This window comes from Streptomyces deccanensis (assembly GCF_022385335.1).
GTDB classification, from domain to species: domain Bacteria; phylum Actinomycetota; class Actinomycetes; order Streptomycetales; family Streptomycetaceae; genus Streptomyces; species Streptomyces deccanensis.
The window spans coordinates 5,065,003-5,082,502 of the sequence record NZ_CP092431.1; the positions used below are offsets into that span (position 1 = coordinate 5,065,003).

The 17,500-nt window shown below is 70.6% G+C and carries 13 protein-coding genes; 4 read left to right on the forward strand and 9 right to left on the reverse strand.

All coding sequences use genetic code 11. The features are described from left to right. Positions 1–17: 17 nt before the first annotated feature. From L3078_RS22625 to L3078_RS22640, 4 genes are read right to left on the reverse strand one after another with little or no spacing between them, the layout of a single operon-like run. Entirely contained in the window at positions 18–737 is a 720-nt protein-coding gene (locus L3078_RS22625) for an ABC transporter permease (RefSeq protein ID WP_239755796.1), read from the reverse strand. A gap of 10 nt (positions 738–747) precedes the next feature. Beyond that, positions 748–1,659, reverse strand: coding sequence for an ABC transporter ATP-binding protein (locus tag L3078_RS22630; protein WP_239755797.1), 912 nt, complete (start codon positions 1,657–1,659; stop codon positions 748–750). After that, positions 1,656–2,594 carry an ABC transporter permease subunit gene (locus L3078_RS22635; RefSeq protein WP_239755798.1) on the reverse strand — a complete coding sequence of 313 codons (939 nt, stop codon included), beginning with the start codon at positions 2,592–2,594 and terminating at the stop codon, positions 1,656–1,658. Before L3078_RS22635 ends, L3078_RS22630 begins: the two co-directional genes overlap by 4 nt. Further along, positions 2,584–3,573 carry an ABC transporter ATP-binding protein gene (locus tag L3078_RS22640; RefSeq protein WP_239760424.1) on the reverse strand — a complete coding sequence of 330 codons (990 nt, stop codon included), beginning with the start codon at positions 3,571–3,573 and terminating at the stop codon, positions 2,584–2,586. Before L3078_RS22640 ends, L3078_RS22635 begins: the two co-directional genes overlap by 11 nt. 403 nt (positions 3,574–3,976) lie before the next feature. Here L3078_RS22640 and L3078_RS22645 point away from each other — a divergent pair, with 403 nt between their 5' ends. The 4 genes from L3078_RS22645 to L3078_RS22660 all read left to right on the forward strand — a co-directional run bounded on the left by L3078_RS22645 (position 3,977) and on the right by L3078_RS22660 (position 8,429). After that, positions 3,977–5,740, forward strand: a complete 1,764-nt coding sequence (locus tag L3078_RS22645) for an SDR family oxidoreductase (protein WP_239755799.1) — start codon at positions 3,977–3,979, stop codon at positions 5,738–5,740. Between the two features lie 171 nt (positions 5,741–5,911). Continuing rightward, positions 5,912–6,460 carry an RNA 2'-phosphotransferase gene (locus L3078_RS22650; RefSeq protein ID WP_239755800.1) on the forward strand — a complete coding sequence of 183 codons (549 nt, stop codon included), beginning with the start codon at positions 5,912–5,914 and terminating at the stop codon, positions 6,458–6,460. A gap of 36 nt (positions 6,461–6,496) precedes the next feature. Beyond that, positions 6,497–7,399, forward strand: coding sequence for an LLM class flavin-dependent oxidoreductase (locus tag L3078_RS22655; RefSeq protein ID WP_239755801.1), 903 nt, complete (start codon positions 6,497–6,499; stop codon positions 7,397–7,399). Between the two features lie 160 nt (positions 7,400–7,559). After that, on the forward strand, positions 7,560–8,429 hold the full coding sequence (locus L3078_RS22660) for an HAD family hydrolase (protein ID WP_239755802.1): 870 nt from the start codon (positions 7,560–7,562) through the stop codon (positions 8,427–8,429). A 21-nt stretch (positions 8,430–8,450) separates the two neighbouring features. Here L3078_RS22660 and L3078_RS22665 read toward each other — a convergent pair whose 3' ends face one another. From L3078_RS22665 to hisC, 5 genes are all read right to left on the reverse strand, one after another. Continuing rightward, positions 8,451–9,515 carry a M23 family metallopeptidase gene (locus L3078_RS22665; RefSeq protein ID WP_239755803.1) on the reverse strand — a complete coding sequence of 355 codons (1,065 nt, stop codon included), beginning with the start codon at positions 9,513–9,515 and terminating at the stop codon, positions 8,451–8,453. A 318-nt stretch (positions 9,516–9,833) separates the two neighbouring features. Next, entirely contained in the window at positions 9,834–13,331 is a 3,498-nt protein-coding gene (cydD, locus tag L3078_RS22670) for a thiol reductant ABC exporter subunit CydD (RefSeq protein ID WP_468163561.1), read from the reverse strand. Positions 13,332–13,439: 108 nt separating this feature from the next. After that, the gene (gene cydB / locus L3078_RS22675; protein WP_239755805.1) at positions 13,440–14,444 is read right to left on the reverse strand and encodes a cytochrome d ubiquinol oxidase subunit II; all 1,005 of its coding nucleotides are present in this window, start codon (positions 14,442–14,444) and stop codon (positions 13,440–13,442) included. A 26-nt stretch (positions 14,445–14,470) separates the two neighbouring features. Beyond that, positions 14,471–15,979: a cytochrome ubiquinol oxidase subunit I gene (locus tag L3078_RS22680; RefSeq protein ID WP_239755806.1), complete on the reverse strand. Its 1,509-nt coding sequence runs from the start codon at positions 15,977–15,979 to the stop codon at positions 14,471–14,473. A gap of 255 nt (positions 15,980–16,234) precedes the next feature. Then, entirely contained in the window at positions 16,235–17,314 is a 1,080-nt protein-coding gene (hisC, locus tag L3078_RS22685; protein WP_239755807.1) for a histidinol-phosphate transaminase, read from the reverse strand. Positions 17,315–17,500: the final 186 nt, after the last annotated feature.

The window sequence follows — 17,500 nt, forward strand, 5'->3', positions numbered from 1 at the left end:
CGCCCCGGAGGGTTCCGTCACTCCTCGCCGGCGAGCTTCAGCGTCCGCAGCTTCTGCCCCGCGTACCAGGTCGCGCCCGCCGTGACGACCGTCAACAGGACCACCGCGGTGGGCAGTCCGACGTCGGAGGTCACCAGACCGCCGTCGGTGACCTTCTGGGCGACGGCCAGCGCCCACTGCTGGACGCTGAGGGTGCGCGCCCCCTCCACCAGGGACCCGAAGAGGGTCTCCCAGACGAGTGCGTAGACGAGCCCGAAGACGACCGCGTGCCGGGTGACCGTCCCGAGGAGCAGGAACATCGCGGCGTACGCGATCGAGGCGACCAGCGCCGCCACCGTGTAGGCGACCGCGATCTGCTGCCCGTTGCCGTTCAGGATCAGGCCGGCGATCAGTGTCGGCACGGCCGAGAAGGCCATGGTCACCGCGATGGCCACGATCAGCTTGGTGAAGATGATCGTCGGCCGCTTCACCGGCTTGGCCAGCAGATACACCACGGAGCCGTCGTCGATCTCCGGCCCGATCGCGCCTGTTCCCGCGATGACGCCGATGATCGGCACCATCGTGGCGAGCGCGAATCCGCCCAGGAGATCCGCGGCCACCTGGTCGTCGGCGCCGCTCAGGGCGCGCACGGCCACGGAGAGCACGAGCAACAGGGCGGGCAGCGCGCTGAGGATGAGGGCCCGACGGCGGCCGAGCAGGGCCCGGTAGGTGAGCCGGGCGACTGTGGGGTCGTACATGTTCGGCCTCCTACGCCGCGACGAGATACGAGAAGACGGACTCGAGGGACTCGTCCGACGGTGAGACCGTGAGCAGACGGATGCCGTGGTCCCGGGCCACCCTCGGCAGCAGGGTCGTGAACCGGCCGAAGTCGACGGCCTGGACACGCAACGCGCCCTCGGCCAGATCCACTTCGATCCCGGCGGTCGACGGGTCGGCGATCAGCGCGGCGGCCAGGGCCCGGTCGTCGCTGGAACGCACCAGATAGCGGTGCGGGCGGTCGGTCATCAGTCGGCGGATGCGCCGGAAGTCACCGCTCGCCGCGTGCCGTCCGGCGACGATCACCTCGATGTGGGCCGCCAACTGCTCGACCTCTTCGAGGATGTGGGACGAGAACAGCACCGTGCGACCCTCGTCGCCCATCCGCCGCAGCAGATCCATGAGCTGCATGCGCTGGCGCGGGTCCATGCCGTTGAACGGCTCGTCGAGCAGCAGCAGCGACGGCTCGTGGACCAGCGCCGACGCCATCTTCACGCGCTGGCGCATGCCCTTGGAGTACGTCGAGATCTTGCGGTCCTGCGCGTACTCCATCTCCACCGTGGCGAGCGCCCGCTGGGCGGCCGTCGCGCCGAGGCCGTGCAACTCGGCGTTGGCGACGACGAATTCGCGGCCCGTGAGGAAGTCGTACATCGCCTCGCGCTCGGGGACGATCCCGATGTGCTTGTAGATCTGCTCGTTGCGCCACACCGGGGTGCCGTCGAGGGTGACGGAGCCCGTGGAGGGGGCGAGGAAGCCGCCCATCATGTTGATGAGGGTGGACTTGCCGGCGCCGTTCGGGCCGAGCAGGCCGGTGACGCCGGGGCCGATCGTCATCGTGACGTCGTTGACCGCCACCACGTTGCCGAACCAGCGGGAGACGTGGTCGATGTTGAGGGTGGTCACAGCCCGACCTTTCGGTAGCGGCGCATCAGCAGGCCGTAGGAGCCGGCGATGAGACCCAGGACGACGAGGACGTAGAGGGCTCCCTGCCCGTCGGAGGGCCCGTGCCCGCCCGGGAAGGCGGAGGTGGCGCCCAGGAAGGCGGTCTGTACGCCGTCGATGAGCGTGATGGGCGAGAAGAAGCCGAGCCACGGCACCGCGTCCGAGCTGTTCTGCTCGGTGGCGATGGCCTGGACGACGGACACGGCGCCGTAGGAGATCGTCAGGACGGCGATGACGGCCGCGATGCCGAAGCCCCGCCGCGGGGTGACCGCCGAGATCACCAGGCCGATACCGGCGAAGAGGAGCGACAGCAACGCCACGGACACCAGTCCCTGTGCCAATCCCTTGGTCTGGTCGGTGAAGTCGAGCTTGGCGAGCAGCGCGCCGACGTAGAGCACGAGCAGGGGCACCGCGGTGAGGACGAACAGCGCCGAGGTCAGCGCCGCGAACTTCGCGCGGACGTAGTCGGCGGTCTCGATCGGGCGCGAGAAGTACAGCGGGACGGTCTTGAAGCGCAGGTCGCGCGAGACCGACTGGGGTGCCTGCGAGGCGACGTACAGGCCGATGACGGCCTGCATGATGACCGCGTAGTCGGTGTACTTCACGGGCAGGTCGTTGGCCTGGGTGGCGACCGCCACCGCCACCATGATGGCCGCCGGCACGCACATCACCGCGAACAGCAGCATGGGCAGCACCTTGGACTTGGCCGAGCGGCCCAGTCCGTACGCGCCGCGCAGGGACTGCGAGTACAGCGAGCGCCGGGCGTAGGCGCGGCCGAGGCGGGGGCCGTCGTAGGAGCGGTATCCGATGTTGTGGATACGGCTCTGCTCGCCCGTGCGGGCGGGCTGTCCGCCGTCGAGGGACGGTGCCGGTGCACCGTGCTGCTCAACCGCCATGGCCGACCGCCTCCTTTCCTGCGTCCTGGGCGCTACGGGTGCCCTGCTGCTCGTCGTTGTCCTGGAAGACCTCCGCGATCTGGTGCCTGCGCTGCTCCATGCGGACCAGGCCGAGGCCCAGGTCGGCGACGACGTCGCGGATCAGGTCGTAGGTCTCGTCGCCCTGGGCGGTGAGCAGCAGGATGTGCCCGGCGCCCGGGAGGCCGCTGCCGTCGGAGACGGTGACTCCGCGCGCGTGGAGGGCCTGACGCAGTGCGCCGGTGCCGTCCGGGTGCTCGTCGCTGTCGGTGACCTCGATCGCGAGGGTCGCCGTGCTCTGGGTGAAGTCCCTGGTGGAGCTGGACCGCAGGAGCTTGCCGCCGTCGACCACGACCACGTGGTCGCAGGTGCGCTCCAGTTCGCCGAGCAGATGGGAGGTGACCAGGACGGAGATGCCGAAGTCGGTGTGGATGCGGCGGATGAGGCCGAGCATCTCGTCCCGGCCGACCGGGTCCAGGCCGTTGGTCGGCTCGTCCAGGAAGACCAGCTGCGGGTCGTGCACCAGGGCCTGGGCGAGTTTCACCCGCTGTTTCATGCCGGTGGAGTAGCCGCCGATGGGGCGGTACCGCTCCTCGTACAGCCCGACGTGCCGCAGGGTGTCCGCGGTGCGCTCACGCGCGGCGGTCGGCGGAAGGCCGGACATGCGGGCCATGTGCACGACGAACTCGGTGGCCGAGACGTCGGGCGGCAGGCAGTCGTGCTCCGGCATGTACCCCACGCGCTCGCGGATGGCGCCGCCCTTGGTGGCGACGTCGAGGCCGAGCACCTCCGCGCGGCCCTCCGAGGCGGGGGACAGACCCAGCAGGATTTTGATCAGTGTGGACTTGCCGGCGCCATTGGCACCGACGAGTCCGGTCACACCGGGTCCGATGTCCACGGAGAGCCGGTCAAGAGCGGTCACCCTCGGGAACCGCTTGCTCAGGCTTTCGGTCGCGATCACAGTCACGATTTAGACATTAGGGGCGTGGGCCACCGCGGTCGTCAGCCCGCAGAGCTGTCTCGGCCTCACCCTGGAGTCGTACGGGCTCCTAGGGGCCATCCCTCGCTGGTTCCCCTAGGGGTCACCCTGAGGTCGAACAGGTGGACAGAGCCGAGCCGTGCGCGAGGGGCCGTCATGAGAGGAAACGACCGGCGTCAGGGTTTCGTGCCCGCGTCCGCTCCTTTCTTCATATCTCCGGAGCGGCCCGCAGCCGCGGGGTTGTCCACAGCCCGCGCGCACCCCCATTGACGCAGCCATCGATCGCTGGCACATTCGCCTACGTCACACCACGATCACGGAACGTAGTCGACCAGGGCGGGCACGAGGACGGGCACGGTGGCTGCCGAGGCCCGAAGGGGGAGACATGGCGGATGCCGGGACGCTCAAAGATGCGCGGGAGCGCAGGGTGCGCGCCGACGGAGTCGAGCTGAGCGTCGCCGAACTCGGCGACCCCGGGCGGCCGACCGTGGTGCTCGTGCACGGCTATCCCGACTGCAAGGAGGTCTGGTCCGAGGTCGCCGTACGGCTGGCGGAGCACTTCCACGTGGTGCTGTACGACGTCCGCGGTCACGGCGGTTCCACCGCACCGGAGCCCCTGCGCGGCGGATTCACGCTGGAGAAGCTGACGGACGACTTCCTGGCGGTCGTGGACGCCGTCAGCCCGGACCGCCCGGTGCACCTGGTGGGACACGACTGGGGGTCGGTCCAGGGCTGGGAGTTCGCGACGGTCGAGCGCACCGAGGGGCGCATCGCGTCCTTCACCTCGATGTCCGGCCCCTCCCTCGACCACCTGGGGCACTGGATCAAGCGGCGGGTGAAGCGCCCGACCCCGCGTCGGATCGGTCAACTCCTGGGCCAGGGGGCCAGATCCTGGTACGTCTACGTGCTGCACACCCCCGTCCTGCCCGAGCTCGCCTGGCGCGGCCCCCTCGGCAAGTGGTGGCCCGACCTGGTCCGCAGAGCCGAGAAGCTGCCCCGGGGCGACTACCCCAGCGCGTCGCTGCCCACCGACGCCGCGCACGGGGCCTGGCTGTACCGGGACAACATGCGCGCCCGCCTGGCCGACCCCCGGGACGACGCGTACGCCCATGTACCCGTGCAGCTCATCACACCCCTGGGCGACCAGTTCCTCTCCGAGCGCCTCCACGACGACCTGGAGTCGTGGGTTCCGCGGCTCACCCGCCGCACTCTGCCGACCAAGCACTGGATACCGCGCACCCGGCCCGATCAGCTGTCCGCCTGGATCACCGAGTTCGTCACGGCGACCGAGGAGGGGCGCCGGACGCCGATGGCCACCGGGCGGCACACGGACCGCTTCGGCGGGCAGTTGGTGCTGGTCACCGGCGCGGCCGGCGGGATCGGCAGGGCCACGGCCCTCGCGTTCGCCGAGGCGGGGGCGCGCGTCGTCGCCGTCGACGTGGACGCCGAAGGGGCGGCTCGCACGGCGGAGTCGGCCCGGCGGATCGGCGCGCCCGAAGCCTGGGCGGAGACGGTCGACGTCTCGGACGAGCAGGCCATGGAGAAGCTCGCGGAGAAGGTCGCCGCCGAGCACGGAGTGGTCGACGTCCTGGTGAACAACGCGGGGATCGGGCTGTCCGGGTCCTTCCTGGACACGACCTCCGAACAGTGGCGCAAGGTCCTCGACGTCAACCTGTGGGGCGTGATCCACGGTTGCCGGCTCTTCGGCAGGCAGATGACCGAGCGCGGCCAGGGCGGCCACATCGTCACCATCGCCTCGGCCGCCGCGTATCTGCCCTCCCGGTCGCTGCCCGCGTACAGCACCTCCAAGGCGGCGGTTTTGATGCTGAGCGAGTGCCTGCGCGCGGAGTTGGCCGGGCAGGGCATCGGGGTGTCGGTGATCTGTCCCGGCATCGTCAACACCGGCATCACCTCGACCGCGCGCTTCGCGGGGGTCGACGCGGCGGAGGAGCGCCGGCAGCGCAGGGCCGCGAAGCTCTACGGACTGCGGAACTACCCGCCGGAGAAGGTCGCGGAGGCCGTCCTGCGCGCGGTCGTCCGGAACCAGGCGGTCGTGCCCGTCACCCCGGAAGCCCGCGGCGGTCACTTCATGGCCCGGTTCACCCCCCGTGCCCTGCGCGCCCTCGCCCGCCTCGAGCCGCCGCTGTGAGCCCCGGCACCGAGGAGGACGAGTCGGCCGACGCACCGCCCATCCCTGAATTCGGCGGTCGTTGTCCACAGAATCTTCAATTCCCCTGTGGATAACTCCACTTGGCTGTGGATCAAACATCCGCGGCAAAATCAAGTGCGTGACGCGGGTCTCGCCGGGCACGCTGGCGAGATGAACGAACGACGTACCGTGAGAGTGTCGAAGTACCTCTCGAAACATCTGCGCCACCAGCCGGAGCGGATCGGGCTCACGCTCGACGAGGGCGGCTGGGTCGGAATCGACACGCTCATGGAGGCGGCCGCCGCCCACGGTTTCCCCTTCACCAGGGCCGAGCTCGACCATGTGGTCGAGGCCAACGACAAGCGGCGCTTCGCGGTCGAGGGCGACCGGATCCGCGCCAACCAGGGCCACACCGTCGAGGTCGACCTGGGGCTGCCTCCCGCGACCCCGCCCCCGTACCTCTACCACGGGACCGTGGCGGCCTTCCTGGGCGCGATCCGCGCCGAGGGGCTGCGCGCCATGAACCGCCACGACGTGCACCTCTCGCCCGACCGCGAGACCGCCACCCGCGTCGGCGCCCGCCGCGGCCGGCCCGTGGTGCTGTCCGTGGACGCGGGCGCCATGCACCGCGACGGCCATGTCTTCCGGGTCAGCGACAACGGGGTGTGGCTGACCGAGGCGGTCCCGCCCCGGTACCTGCGGTTCCCGGAGTCGCACTGAGTGGGACCACCCGGCGGGTGCCCTTACGCTCGGGGTATGAGTCTGCGTCTGAGCACCGTGATCCTGCCGTACCTCCGCTGGCACGAGGGCGGCCGTGACATGTGGCAGCGGGCCGAGCAGCTCGGGTTCCACACCGCGTTCACCTACGACCACCTGTCGTGGCGGACCTTCCGGGACGGGCCGTGGTTCGGCGCCGTACCCACCCTGACCGCGGCGGCCGCCGTCACCGACCGCATCCGCCTCGGCACCCTCGTGACCTCGCCGAACTTCCGGCACCCGGTGACCCTCGCCAAGGAACTGATCTCCCTCGACGACATCTCCGGCGGCCGGCTCACCCTGGGCGTCGGCGCGGGCGGAACCGGCTTCGACGCCACCGCGCTCGGCCAGGAACCGTGGACGCCGCGTGAGCGCGCCGACCGTCTCGCCGAGTTCGTCCCCCTGCTCGACCGGCTGCTCACCGAGGACTCCGTCTCGTACGAGGGCGACCACTACTCCGCCCACGAGGCGCGCAACATCCCCGGCTGCGTCCAGCGCCCTCGGCTGCCCTTCGCGGTGGCCGCCACCGGGCCGCGCGGGATGCGACTGGCCGCCCGCTACGGGCAGGCCTGGGTGACCACCGGGGACCCCAAGCTGTTCGAGTCGGGCACGCCCGAGCAGTCGGTTCAGGCCATTCGCGGACAGATCGACAAGCTGGCCGACAGCGCCGCCGCGGTCGGCCGCGACGCGGCCCGGCTCGACAAGATCCTCCTCACCGGTTTCACCCCGGACCGAGGCCGCCCCCTGGAGTCGCTCGACGCCTTCGTGGACTTCGCGGGCCGCCACGCCGAGCTGGGCGTCACCGACCTCGTGATCCACTGGCCGATCCCGGACTCGGACTTCGCCGCGGACGAGAAGGTCTTCGAGCGGATCGCCATGGAGGCCCCGGCCCAGTTGGCGTGACGCGCTCCACAGCCGGCGCGGTCGGGCAGAGCGCACGGCTCGGAGAAGTGCGGGTACGGCCGCCGACAACAGGCCAGGCAGCGGAGCCGCGGGTCCCGCGTTCACTCACCTGTGCGGGTGCCCGCACGACCGTGCGCGCATATGCGCGACAATGGTGCCCGTGACCTCAGCGACGCGACAGCCCGAGACCCCGGCCCCGACCGTCCCGCTCCGGCTCATAGCCACGGACCTCGACGGCACCCTGCTCCGCGACGACAAGTCGGTCTCGCCCCGCACCGTCGCCGCCCTCGCGGCCGCGGAGGAGGCGGGCGTCGAGGTCTTCTTCGTCACCGGCCGCCCGGCCCGCTGGATGGACGTCGTCAGCGAGCACGTCCACGGTCACGGCCTCGCGATCTGCGGAAACGGTGCCGCCGTGGTCGACCTGCACGGCGGGCCCGGCGCCCACCGCTTCGTCAAGGTCCGCGAGTTGCCCCGCGAGAACGCCCTCGACGCCGTACGGCTGCTGCGCGAGGCCGCGCCGGGCACGGTGTACGCGGTGGAGCAGACGTTCGGCTTCAACCAGGAGCCCGACTACCCCAAGCTCCACATGGAGGTCCCCGACACCCTGGCGCCCGCCGAGAAACTGCTGGCCCCGGGCGGTGTGGCCGATCACGAGCCGGTGCTGAAGATCCTCGCGTACCACCCGTCGATCGACCCCGACGACTTCCTCGCCACCGCTCGCATCGCCGTCGGCGACCGTGCCACCATCACCCGCTCCAGCCCCAGTGCCCTCCTGGAGATCAGCGGGCCGGGCGTCTCCAAGGCCAGCACGCTCGCCCTGTGCTGCGCCGAGCGCGGTATCTCGCACGAGGAGGTCGTCGCCTTCGGGGACATGCCGAACGACGTCGAGATGCTCACCTGGGCCGGCCAGTCGTACGCCATGGGCAACGCGCACCCGGACGTCCTCGCGGCGGCCTCCGGCCGGACCGTGGCCAACAACGACGACGGGGTGGCGGTCGTGATCGAGCGGCTCCTGGCGGAGCGGCTGTAGCGAGACCTGCCGGAACACCGTCTACAACGTGACCCCGTGCTTCCGCAGCCACGGCACGGGGTCCACACCCGAGCCGAGCTCCGGGGTGACCCGTACCTCGAAGTGCAGGTGGGGGCCGGTGGAGTTGCCGGTCGTGCCCGACTGGCCGATCCACTGGCCCGGGCGCACCCGGTCCCCCTGGTCGACGGTGACGGCGGCGAGGTGCGCGTACTGCGTGAAGTAGCCGTCCGCGTGCTCGACGACGATCTCGATGCCGAAGGCACCCCCGCACGACACCTTCACCACGCGTCCCGCACCGACCGCCCGCACCGGCGTCCCGATCGGCACCGCGAAATCCTGCCCGGTGTGCTGACTGGCCCAGCGCTCACCGCCGCTGCCGTAGCCGGCGGAGAGTTCGTACGTGGCCACCGGGGCGACCCACGCGGCCGACGGCCCGCCGTCCGGCTGGTCCAGACGGACGGCTCCCCGGCAGGCTCCGGCCGCGACCGCTTCGTCGGCCTGGCCCTGGAGCGTCCACTGCGCCACTTCGAGCTTCTGCTCGATCGCCTTCTTGATCCCGGAGAGCCCGGTCTTCCACTCCTCCAGCGCTCGCCACGCCGTCGCCGCCTTCGCCTCGTCCGCGGCGAGCCGCGTCTCCGCGCGACGGCTCTTGGCGACGGCGTTGTTGACGGCCAGATCGGCCTGCCAGGCCGCCCGCTGACCTCGCATCAGCTCCTCGGGGTCCTCCGCGAACAGCATCTGCGCGGTGTACGGCACCCCGCCGCCCTCGCGATACTGGGCGCGGGCGATCCGGCCGAGGTCTGCGTTGAGCACGGCGATCTGCTTCCGCTCCCGCGTGAGCAGCTTCTCCAGCCGCTCCGTCTTCGCCCTCTGCGCCTCCGCCGCCTCCCTCCCCGCCTCGTACCGCTGCGTGGCGACCGCCGCCTCCCCGAACAACCGCGCCACCCGCGCGCTGATGCCCTCCTCGGCGGGCGCGGCCTGGGCCCCAGCACGATCGCTGTCGGCCACCGCCGGCCGGGCCACGACAGTGACCGAGGCGCACAGCACCATGGCGACGAACAGCGAGTGTCGGCGAGAGAAGGGCATAGCAGCGATCGTGGACCTGCCCCGCGCCAGAGTCCTGTTCGCGTCGTACGGCCGGGGGACACCATGCCCCGGACGGGCCAAGAAATGGAGCCGAACAGGGTCCGGAGGATGGGGCGTTCGGCGCGGGTCCTTGCGACCGAGACGGCGAGGCAGGCGGCGCGGATCCTACGACCGAGACGGCGAGCCACTCGGCGCGGCCCCTCGCGGTCGTGGCAGCCCCGCGGCGAACGGGTCCGATCAGCGGCACCGCGGCAGCCGACCGGACACCGGCCGACCTTCGGTCACCGCCGTGGCAGCCCCGGCGGAGCCGCGAGGCGCTCAGACACCGGCCAGCAGTTCCCCCGCCGCCTCCCGTTCCAGCATCTCCCGCAAGGGGCCGTCCACCAGGGCCAGTTCCGCGTAGGTCCCGCGCTGCGCGACACGTCCCTCCGCCAGGACGACGACTTCGTCCACCGCGTCGAGGCCGGCCAGCCGATGGGTGATCAGCAGGGTCGTACGGCCCTCGGTCGCGGCCAGCAGGTCCGCCGTGAGCGCGTCCGCCGTCGGCAGGTCCAGGTGCTCGGCGGGCTCGTCGAGGACGAGCACCGGGAAGTCGGCCAGCAGCGCGCGGGCGAGAGCGAGCCGCTGACGCTGACCGCCGGACAGCCGTGCCCCGTGCTCGCCGATCAAGGTGTCGAGCCCGTCGGGCAGTTCGTCGGCCCAGTCGAGCAGTCGGGCCCGCGCGAGCGCGTCCCGCAGCTCCGCCTCGCCGGCGTCCTTCCTCGCGAGCAGCAGGTTCTCCCGTACCGAACTGTCGAAGAGGTGCGCGTCCTGGGCGCACAGCCCCACGAGCCGCCGCACGGCGTCCCCGTCGAGCGTGCCCGCGTCCACGCCGCCCAGCGTGTAGGTTCCCTCGCGCGCGTCCAGGAACCGCAGCAGCACCTGCGCGAGCGTCGTCTTGCCCGCACCCGAGACCCCGACCACGGCGATCCTGCGGCCCTCGTCGAGGGTGAGGTCCAGCGCGGTGAGCGCGTTCCGGTCCTGCCCGGCGTACCGTGCGCCGAGCCCTTCGAGCCGCAGCGGGAACGGCGACAGCGGCGCCTCTGCCGGTTCCTCCGGTTCACGAACGGGATCGGGTGTGTCCAGCACCTCGTACACGCGCTCCGCGCTCCTGCGCACCCGTTGGCGGAACTGGACGGCGAGCGGCATCCCCAGTACCGCTTCGAACGCGGCCAGCGGGGTGAGCACGACGACGGCCATGGCCACGCCGCTCAGCCGCCCGTCGACGACCGCCTGTGCGCCGAAGAGCGCGGTGGCGGCGACGGTGAGCCCGGAGACGAGCGCGGTGAGCCCGTCACCGAGCGCGGTGGCCGTGGCGGCCCGGGACGCGATCCGGGTGAGCGCCTGGTCGGCCCGGCGCGCCTCCGCCGTACGCGTGGGCAGGGCGCCCGCGACCGCCAACTCGGCGGTGCCGGTGAGCAGATCGGCCACGCGGGTGGCCAGCACTCCACGGGCCGGCGCGAGCCGGTACTCCGCCCGTCGGGCCACGGCACCGGTCACGAGAGGAACCCCGGCCCCGGCGGCGAGCAGACCGACGGCCAGCGCGGCTCCCGCCTCGGGCAGCAGCCACGCGGTGAATCCGACGGAGGCGGCGGAGACGGTCACCGCGGCACCGGCGGGCAGCAGCCAACGCACCCAGTAGTCCTGCAACGCGTCCACGTCGGCGACCAGCCGTGAGAGCAGGTCGCCCCGTCGGATCGTCCGCAGTCCGGCGGGGGCGAGCCGCTCCAGTCGCCGGTAGACGGCCACCCTCGTGTCGGCCAGCATCCGCAGCACGGCGTCGTGCGACACCAGTCGCTCGGTGTACCGGAACACCGCCCGTCCGATCCCGAACGCCCTCGTCGCCGTCACCGCGACCATCAGATACAGCACCGGGGGCTGCTGCGAGGCCCGCGAGATCAGCCATCCGGAGGTCGCCATCAGCCCGACCGCGCTGCCCAGCGCGAGGCTGCCGAGCAGCAGCGCGAGGGTGAGCCGTCCCCGTCGCGGCCCGGCCATCCGACGGACCCGGGTCAGCACGCCTCCGCCCTGCTCCAGTGGCAGGTCTTCCCCGGGCGCGGGCTCCAGGGCCTCCTGTCGTTCCGGCAGAGCGGACACGGCGACCGCTCGCTCACGCTCGGCGGCCGGTGCCGCCCCGCGGCCCGAGGCCGCCTCCAGTCGCACCACTCGGTCCGCCACCTCCAGCAGGGCCGGGCGGTGGACCACCAGCAGCACGGTCCGGCCCACTGCCAGCCGCCGTACCGCCTGGACGACCTCCGCCTCGGTCTCCCCGTCCAGCGAGGCCGTCGGCTCGTCGAGGAGCAGCACGGGCCGGTCGGCGAGGAACGCCCGGGCGAGGGCGAGGCGTTGGCGCTGTCCGGCGGAGAGTCCGACGCCGTCCTCACCGAGGACCGTGTCGGCCCCGGCGGGCAGGGCGTCCACGAATCCGAGCGCCCCCGCGTCGGCGAGGGCCTGGCGCACCGCCGTGTCGTCCGCGTCCGGACGGGCCAGCCGGACGTTCTCCGCGATCGTCCCCGCGTACAGGTGCGGCCGTTGCGGCACCCAGGCCACCCGCGCTCGCCACGCGTCCAGGTCGAGCGAGGAGAGATCGGCTCCCCCGACTCGCACGGAGCCCGCCGTGGCCTCGGTGAACCCCAACAGCACGTTCAGCAGGGTCGACTTGCCCACGCCACTCGGCCCGACGAGGGCCACCGTCTCGCCGGGTGCCACGGTGAAGGAGACGTCCGTGACGGCGTCGTACGACCGGCCGGGGTAGCGGACGGTCACCCCCTCGAAGCGGAGATCGCCCGCGCGCGGTATCTCCCCGGCCCCGGATGCCGGCACCGGCGTCTCCAGGACCTCGAAGATCTCCTCGGCCGCCGCGAGCCCCTCGGCGGCCGCGTGGAACTGGGCGCCCACCTGCCGCACCGGCAGATACGCCTCGGGAGCCAGGACGAGGATGACGAGACCGATGTACAGGTCCATCTCGCCGTGGACGAGCCGCATGCCGATGGTGACCGCGACCAGCGCGACCGAGATCGTCGCGAGCAGTTCCAGCGCGAAGGACGACAGGAAGGCGATCCGCAGCGTCCGCATGGTCGCCTGGCGGTACTCGCCGGTGATCCGCTTGATCGACTCGGCCTGGGCCTTGGCCCGGCCGAACACCTTCAGCGTCGGCAGCCCGGCGACGACATCCAGGAAGTGCCCCGACAACTGTGACAGCAGGCGCCACTGACGGTCCATCTGCGAGCGGGTGGCCCAGCCGATGAGCACCATGAAGACCGGGATCAGCGGCAACGTTCCGACGATGATGGCCGCCGACACCCAGTCCTCGGTGACGATCCGCGCGAGGACCGCGACGGGCACGACGACGGCGAGACCCAACTGGGGCAGGTAGCGCGAGAAGTAGTCGTCGAGCGCATCGACCCCACGGGTGGCGAGGGCGACCAGCGAGCCGGTGCGCTGCCCGCTCAGCCAGCCGGGCCCCAGGGCGGTGGCTCGTTCCAGCAGCCGTCCCCGCAGCTCCGACTTCACCGCGGCACTCGCGCGGTGGGCGGCCAGCTCGGTGAGCCAGGAGACCAGAGCCCGGCCGAGTGCGACCGCGGCCAAGAGCAGCAGGGGAGTCCGAAGTTCGGAGACCGGCATCCCGTGTTGGAAGGCGCCTACGACCACTTCGGCGATGAGCATGGCCTGCGCGATGACGAGCGCGGCTCCCGCAACACCCAGTCCGACGACGACCACCAGGAAGAAGCGAGTGGCGCGCGCGTACCGCAGCAGTCGTGGGTCGATCGGTTTCACGTGAAACACCCTCTTCTCAGCAGTCATGTTTCACGTGAAACATGCCTCTTCGGTCTGAGGAGGTGTGTTTCACGTGAAACATCGTCAAACACACCTCCCCGCCGGGACTCAGTGCACCGACTCGGCGATGTGCTGTGTACCGATCCGCTTGCGGAACACCCAGTAGGTCCACCCCTGGTAGAGCATGACCACCGGGGTGGCGATGGCCGCGCACCACGTCATGATCTTCAGGGTGTACGGGCTGGACGAGGCATTGGTGACCGTCAGGCTCCAGTCCTCGTTCAGCGAGGACGGCATGACGTTCGGGAAGAGCGTCAGGAAGAGCATCGCGACGGCGGCCACGATGGTGACCCCCGACAGGGCGAACGCCCAGCCCTCGCGTCCCGCCCGAACCGCCACCAGCGCCACCACCAGCGCGGCGACCGCCACGCCCGCGGCGACCAGGGAGGCGCCGTCACCCTTCTCGATCTGCGTCCAGAGCAGGAAGAGCAGCGCCACTCCGGCCGTCACGGCACCCACCCTCAGGGCCAGCGTGCGTGCCCGCTCACGGATGTCCCCGACGGTCTTGAGGCCGACGAACACCGTTCCGTGGAAGGTGAACAGGGTCAGCGTGACCAGACCGCCCAGCAGGGCGTACGGGTTGAGCAGGTCGGCGAGGCTGCCCACGTACTCGAAGTCACGGTCGATCTTGACCCCGCGCACGATGTTGGCGAAGGCCACGCCCCACAGGAAGGCGGGAAGCAGCGAGGTCCAGAAGATCGCCGTCTCCCAGTTGCGCTGCCAGTTCTCCTCGGGCCGCTTCACCCGGTACTCGAAGGCCACACCGCGGACGATCAGGCAGGCCAGGATGAGCAGCAGCGGCAGGTAGAAGCCGGAGAAGAGGGTGGCGTACCACTCGGGGAAGGCGGCGAAGGTCGCGCCGCCCGCCGAGAGCAGCCAGACCTCGTTGCCGTCCCAGACGGGCCCGATGGTGTTGATGAGGACCCGCTTCTCCGGACGGTTCCGGGCCAGCAGTTTGGTGAGGACACCGACCCCGAAGTCGAAGCCCTCCAGGAAGAAGTAGCCGATCCACAGGACGGCGATGAGGACGAACCAGACGTCGTGAAGTTCCATGACTGTGCTCCCTTGGCCCGGTCGGCCTAGTACGAGAAGGCCATCGGCTTGTCGGCGTCACGGGAGTCGCCGCCGATCTTCGTGGGCGGGTTGAGGTCGGCCTCCGTCAGCTCGGGCGGTCCCGCCTTGACGTACTTCACGAGCAGCTTGACCTCGACGACGGCGAGGATCGCGTACAGCGTGGTGAAGACGATCATCGAGGTGATGATCTCGCCCTGGGAGACACCGGGGGAGACCGCGTCCTCGGTGCGCAGCACGCCGTAGACGACCCAGGGCTGGCGGCCCATCTCGGTGAAGATCCAGCCCCAGGAGCTGGCGATCAGCGGGAAGCCGAGGGTGAGGACCGCGATGCGCCAGTACCACTTGGTGAGTGTCGGACCGAGGGCCTTCTTCGGCAGCAGGACGAGATGCGGCACCTCGTCGTCGCCGACCCGCAGGTGCTGCGGCAGCAGGAACTTCCGGCGGGTGAGCCAGAGGCCGACCGCGCCGATCGCGACGGAGGCCATGCCGAAGCCGATCATCCAGCGGAAGCCCCAGTAGGCGACGGGGATGTTGGGCCGGTAGTCGCCGGGCCCGAACTTCTCCTGCTCGGACTTGTTGACGTCGTTGATGCCGGGGACGTACGAGTCGAAGTCGTCGTTGGCGAGGAAGGACAGCAGGCCGGGGATCTCGATGGCGACCTTGTTGTGGCCCTCGTCGACGTCGCCGTAGGCGAAGACGGAGAACGGCGCGGGCGCCTCGCCGTCCCACAGGGCCTCGGCGGCGGCCATCTTCATCGGCTGCTGCTTGAACATGACCTTGCCGAGCAGGTCGCCGCTGATCGCGGTGAGCATGCCGGCGACCACGACGGTGACCAGGCCGAGGCGCAGCGAGGTCTTCATCATCGGGATGTGCTTCTTGCGGGCCAGGTGGAAGGCGGCGATGCCGACCATGAAGGCTCCGCCGGCGAGGAAGGCCGCCGCGAGGGTGTGGAAGACCTGGGTCAGCGCGGTGTTCTGGGTCAGGACGAGCCAGAAGTCGGTGAGCTCGGCCCGGCCCTTCGCCTCGTTGATCCGATAGCCCACCGGGTGCTGCATCCACGAGTTGGCCGCGAGGATGAAGTACGCCGACAGGATCGTGCCTATGGAGACCATCCAGATGCAGGCCAGATGGATCTTCTGCGGGAGCTTGTCCCAGCCGAAGATCCACAGACCGATGAAGGTGGACTCGAAGAAGAAGGCGATCAGCGCCTCGAAGGCGAGCGGGGCTCCGAAGACATCACCGACGAAGCGGGAGTAGTCGGACCAGTTCATCCCGAACTGGAACTCCTGCACGATGCCAGTGACGACACCCATCGCGATGTTGATCAGGAAGAGCTTGCCCCAGAACTTGGTGGCCTGGAGGTACTTCTCCTTCCCCGAGCGCACCCAGGCGGTCTGCAGGCCCGCGGTGAGCGCGGCGAGCGAGATCGTCAGGGGGACGAAGAGGAAGTGGTAGACGGTCGTGATGCCGAACTGCCATCGCGCCAGAGTCTCCGGCGCCAGAGCGAGATCCACGTCTTCTCCTTACATGCCGTGGCACTGCGGCAGCCTGTCCCGATGACACGTACATCTCAGGACAACCAGGACGCGCTTGTGAACGCGTTCACATTCACAAGCAATTATGACGCATGCCCGTTCGATCATCGATAGGCGGGGGGTCCCTAAGTCCGTGCCGATGGACCTATGGCGCAAACGGGCACGTCAGCCCTATCGCACACGCGAAAGGGGTTCGGGAGATCCCGAACCCCTCACCGCCGCGAGCGCCGAAACCTACAGCTCCTTGCGGAACTCTTCTGTGACCTTCAGGAAGATGTCGTTGGCCTCGGTCTCGCCGATCGTCACCCGCACACCCTCACCCGGGAACGGCCGCACGACGACTCCGGCCTGCTCGCACGCACCGGCGAACTCGACGGTGCGCTCCCCCAGCCGCAGCCAGACGAAGTTGGCCTGCGTCTCCGGCACCGTCCAGCCCTGACCGCGCAGCCCCTCGAGCACCCGGTTCCGCTCGCAGACCAGCGAACCGACCCGGCCGAGCAGCTCGTCCTCGGCACGCAGCGAGGCGACGGCGGCGTCCTGTGCGAGTTGGCTCACACCGAACGGCACAGCCGTCTTCCGCAGCGCGGCCGCCACCGGCTCGTGAGCGATCGCGAATCCCACGCGCAGTCCCGCGAGCCCGTACGCCTTGGAGAAGGTACGCAGCACACAGACGTTCGGCCGCTCGCGATAGAACTCGACGCCGTCCGGCACCTCGACGTCCCGCACGAATTCGCGGTACGCCTCGTCCAGCACGACGAGAACATCGCCGGGCACCCGGTCGAGGAACCGCTCCAGCTCGGCGCGGCGGACCGCCGTACCCGTCGGATTGTTCGGGTTGCAGACGAAAATCAGCCGCGTCCGGTCGGTGATCGCGTCCGCCATCGCGTCCAGGTCGTGCACATCGCCCGGCGTCAAGGGCACCTGCACGGACGTGGCCCCGCTGATCTGCGTGATGATCGGATACGCCTCGAACGACCGCCAGGCGTAGATCACCTCGTCGCCCGGCCCCGAGGTCGCCTGGACCAGCTGCTGAGCCACACCGACCGAGCCGGTGCCCGTGGCGAGGTCCGTGACCGGCACCCCGAACCGGTCCGCGAGCTCGCTCATCAGCCCCGTGCACGCCATGTCCGGGTACCGGTTGAAGGACGCGGCCGACCCCGTCACGCTCTCCAGCACACCGGGCAGCGGCGGATACGGGTTCTCGTTGGAGGACAGCTTGTACGCCACCGGGCCGCCCGCCGCGGCCGGCTTGCCGGGCTTGTAGGTGGGGATACCCTCCAGCTCGGCTCGCAGCTTGGGGCTCGTCTCGCTCACCGCAGTCCTCCTCGTCGACGTAATGCTTCTCACCTTATGAGGATTCGGCGCCCCTGCGAATGGCCTGTGGACAACCGCGTCCGCTCCCGGTCCGTCCCACGTCCGTTCCTCCGCCCACCCACGCCCGCTCCTCCGCCGTCACATCCGCCCCAGGGGCATCAGGGCACGAAGGTGTACGAATCAGGG

Bases quoted from the DNA above. Each gene is read 5' to 3' on its own strand.
- L3078_RS22645 (WP_239755799.1), top strand. From the start codon at position 3,977: ATGGCGGATGCCGGGACGCTCAAAGATGCGCGGGAGCGCAGGGTGCGC.
- L3078_RS22665 (WP_239755803.1), bottom strand. From the start codon at position 9,515: ATGCCCTTCTCTCGCCGACACTCGCTGTTCGTCGCCATGGTGCTGTGC.
- L3078_RS22625 (WP_239755796.1), bottom strand. From the start codon at position 737: ATGTACGACCCCACAGTCGCCCGGCTCACCTACCGGGCCCTGCTCGGC.
- L3078_RS22635 (WP_239755798.1), bottom strand. From the start codon at position 2,594: ATGGCGGTTGAGCAGCACGGTGCACCGGCACCGTCCCTCGACGGCGGA.
- cydB (WP_239755805.1), bottom strand. From the start codon at position 14,444: ATGGAACTTCACGACGTCTGGTTCGTCCTCATCGCCGTCCTGTGGATC.
- L3078_RS22650 (WP_239755800.1), top strand. From the start codon at position 5,912: ATGAACGAACGACGTACCGTGAGAGTGTCGAAGTACCTCTCGAAACAT.
- L3078_RS22655 (WP_239755801.1), top strand. From the start codon at position 6,497: ATGAGTCTGCGTCTGAGCACCGTGATCCTGCCGTACCTCCGCTGGCAC.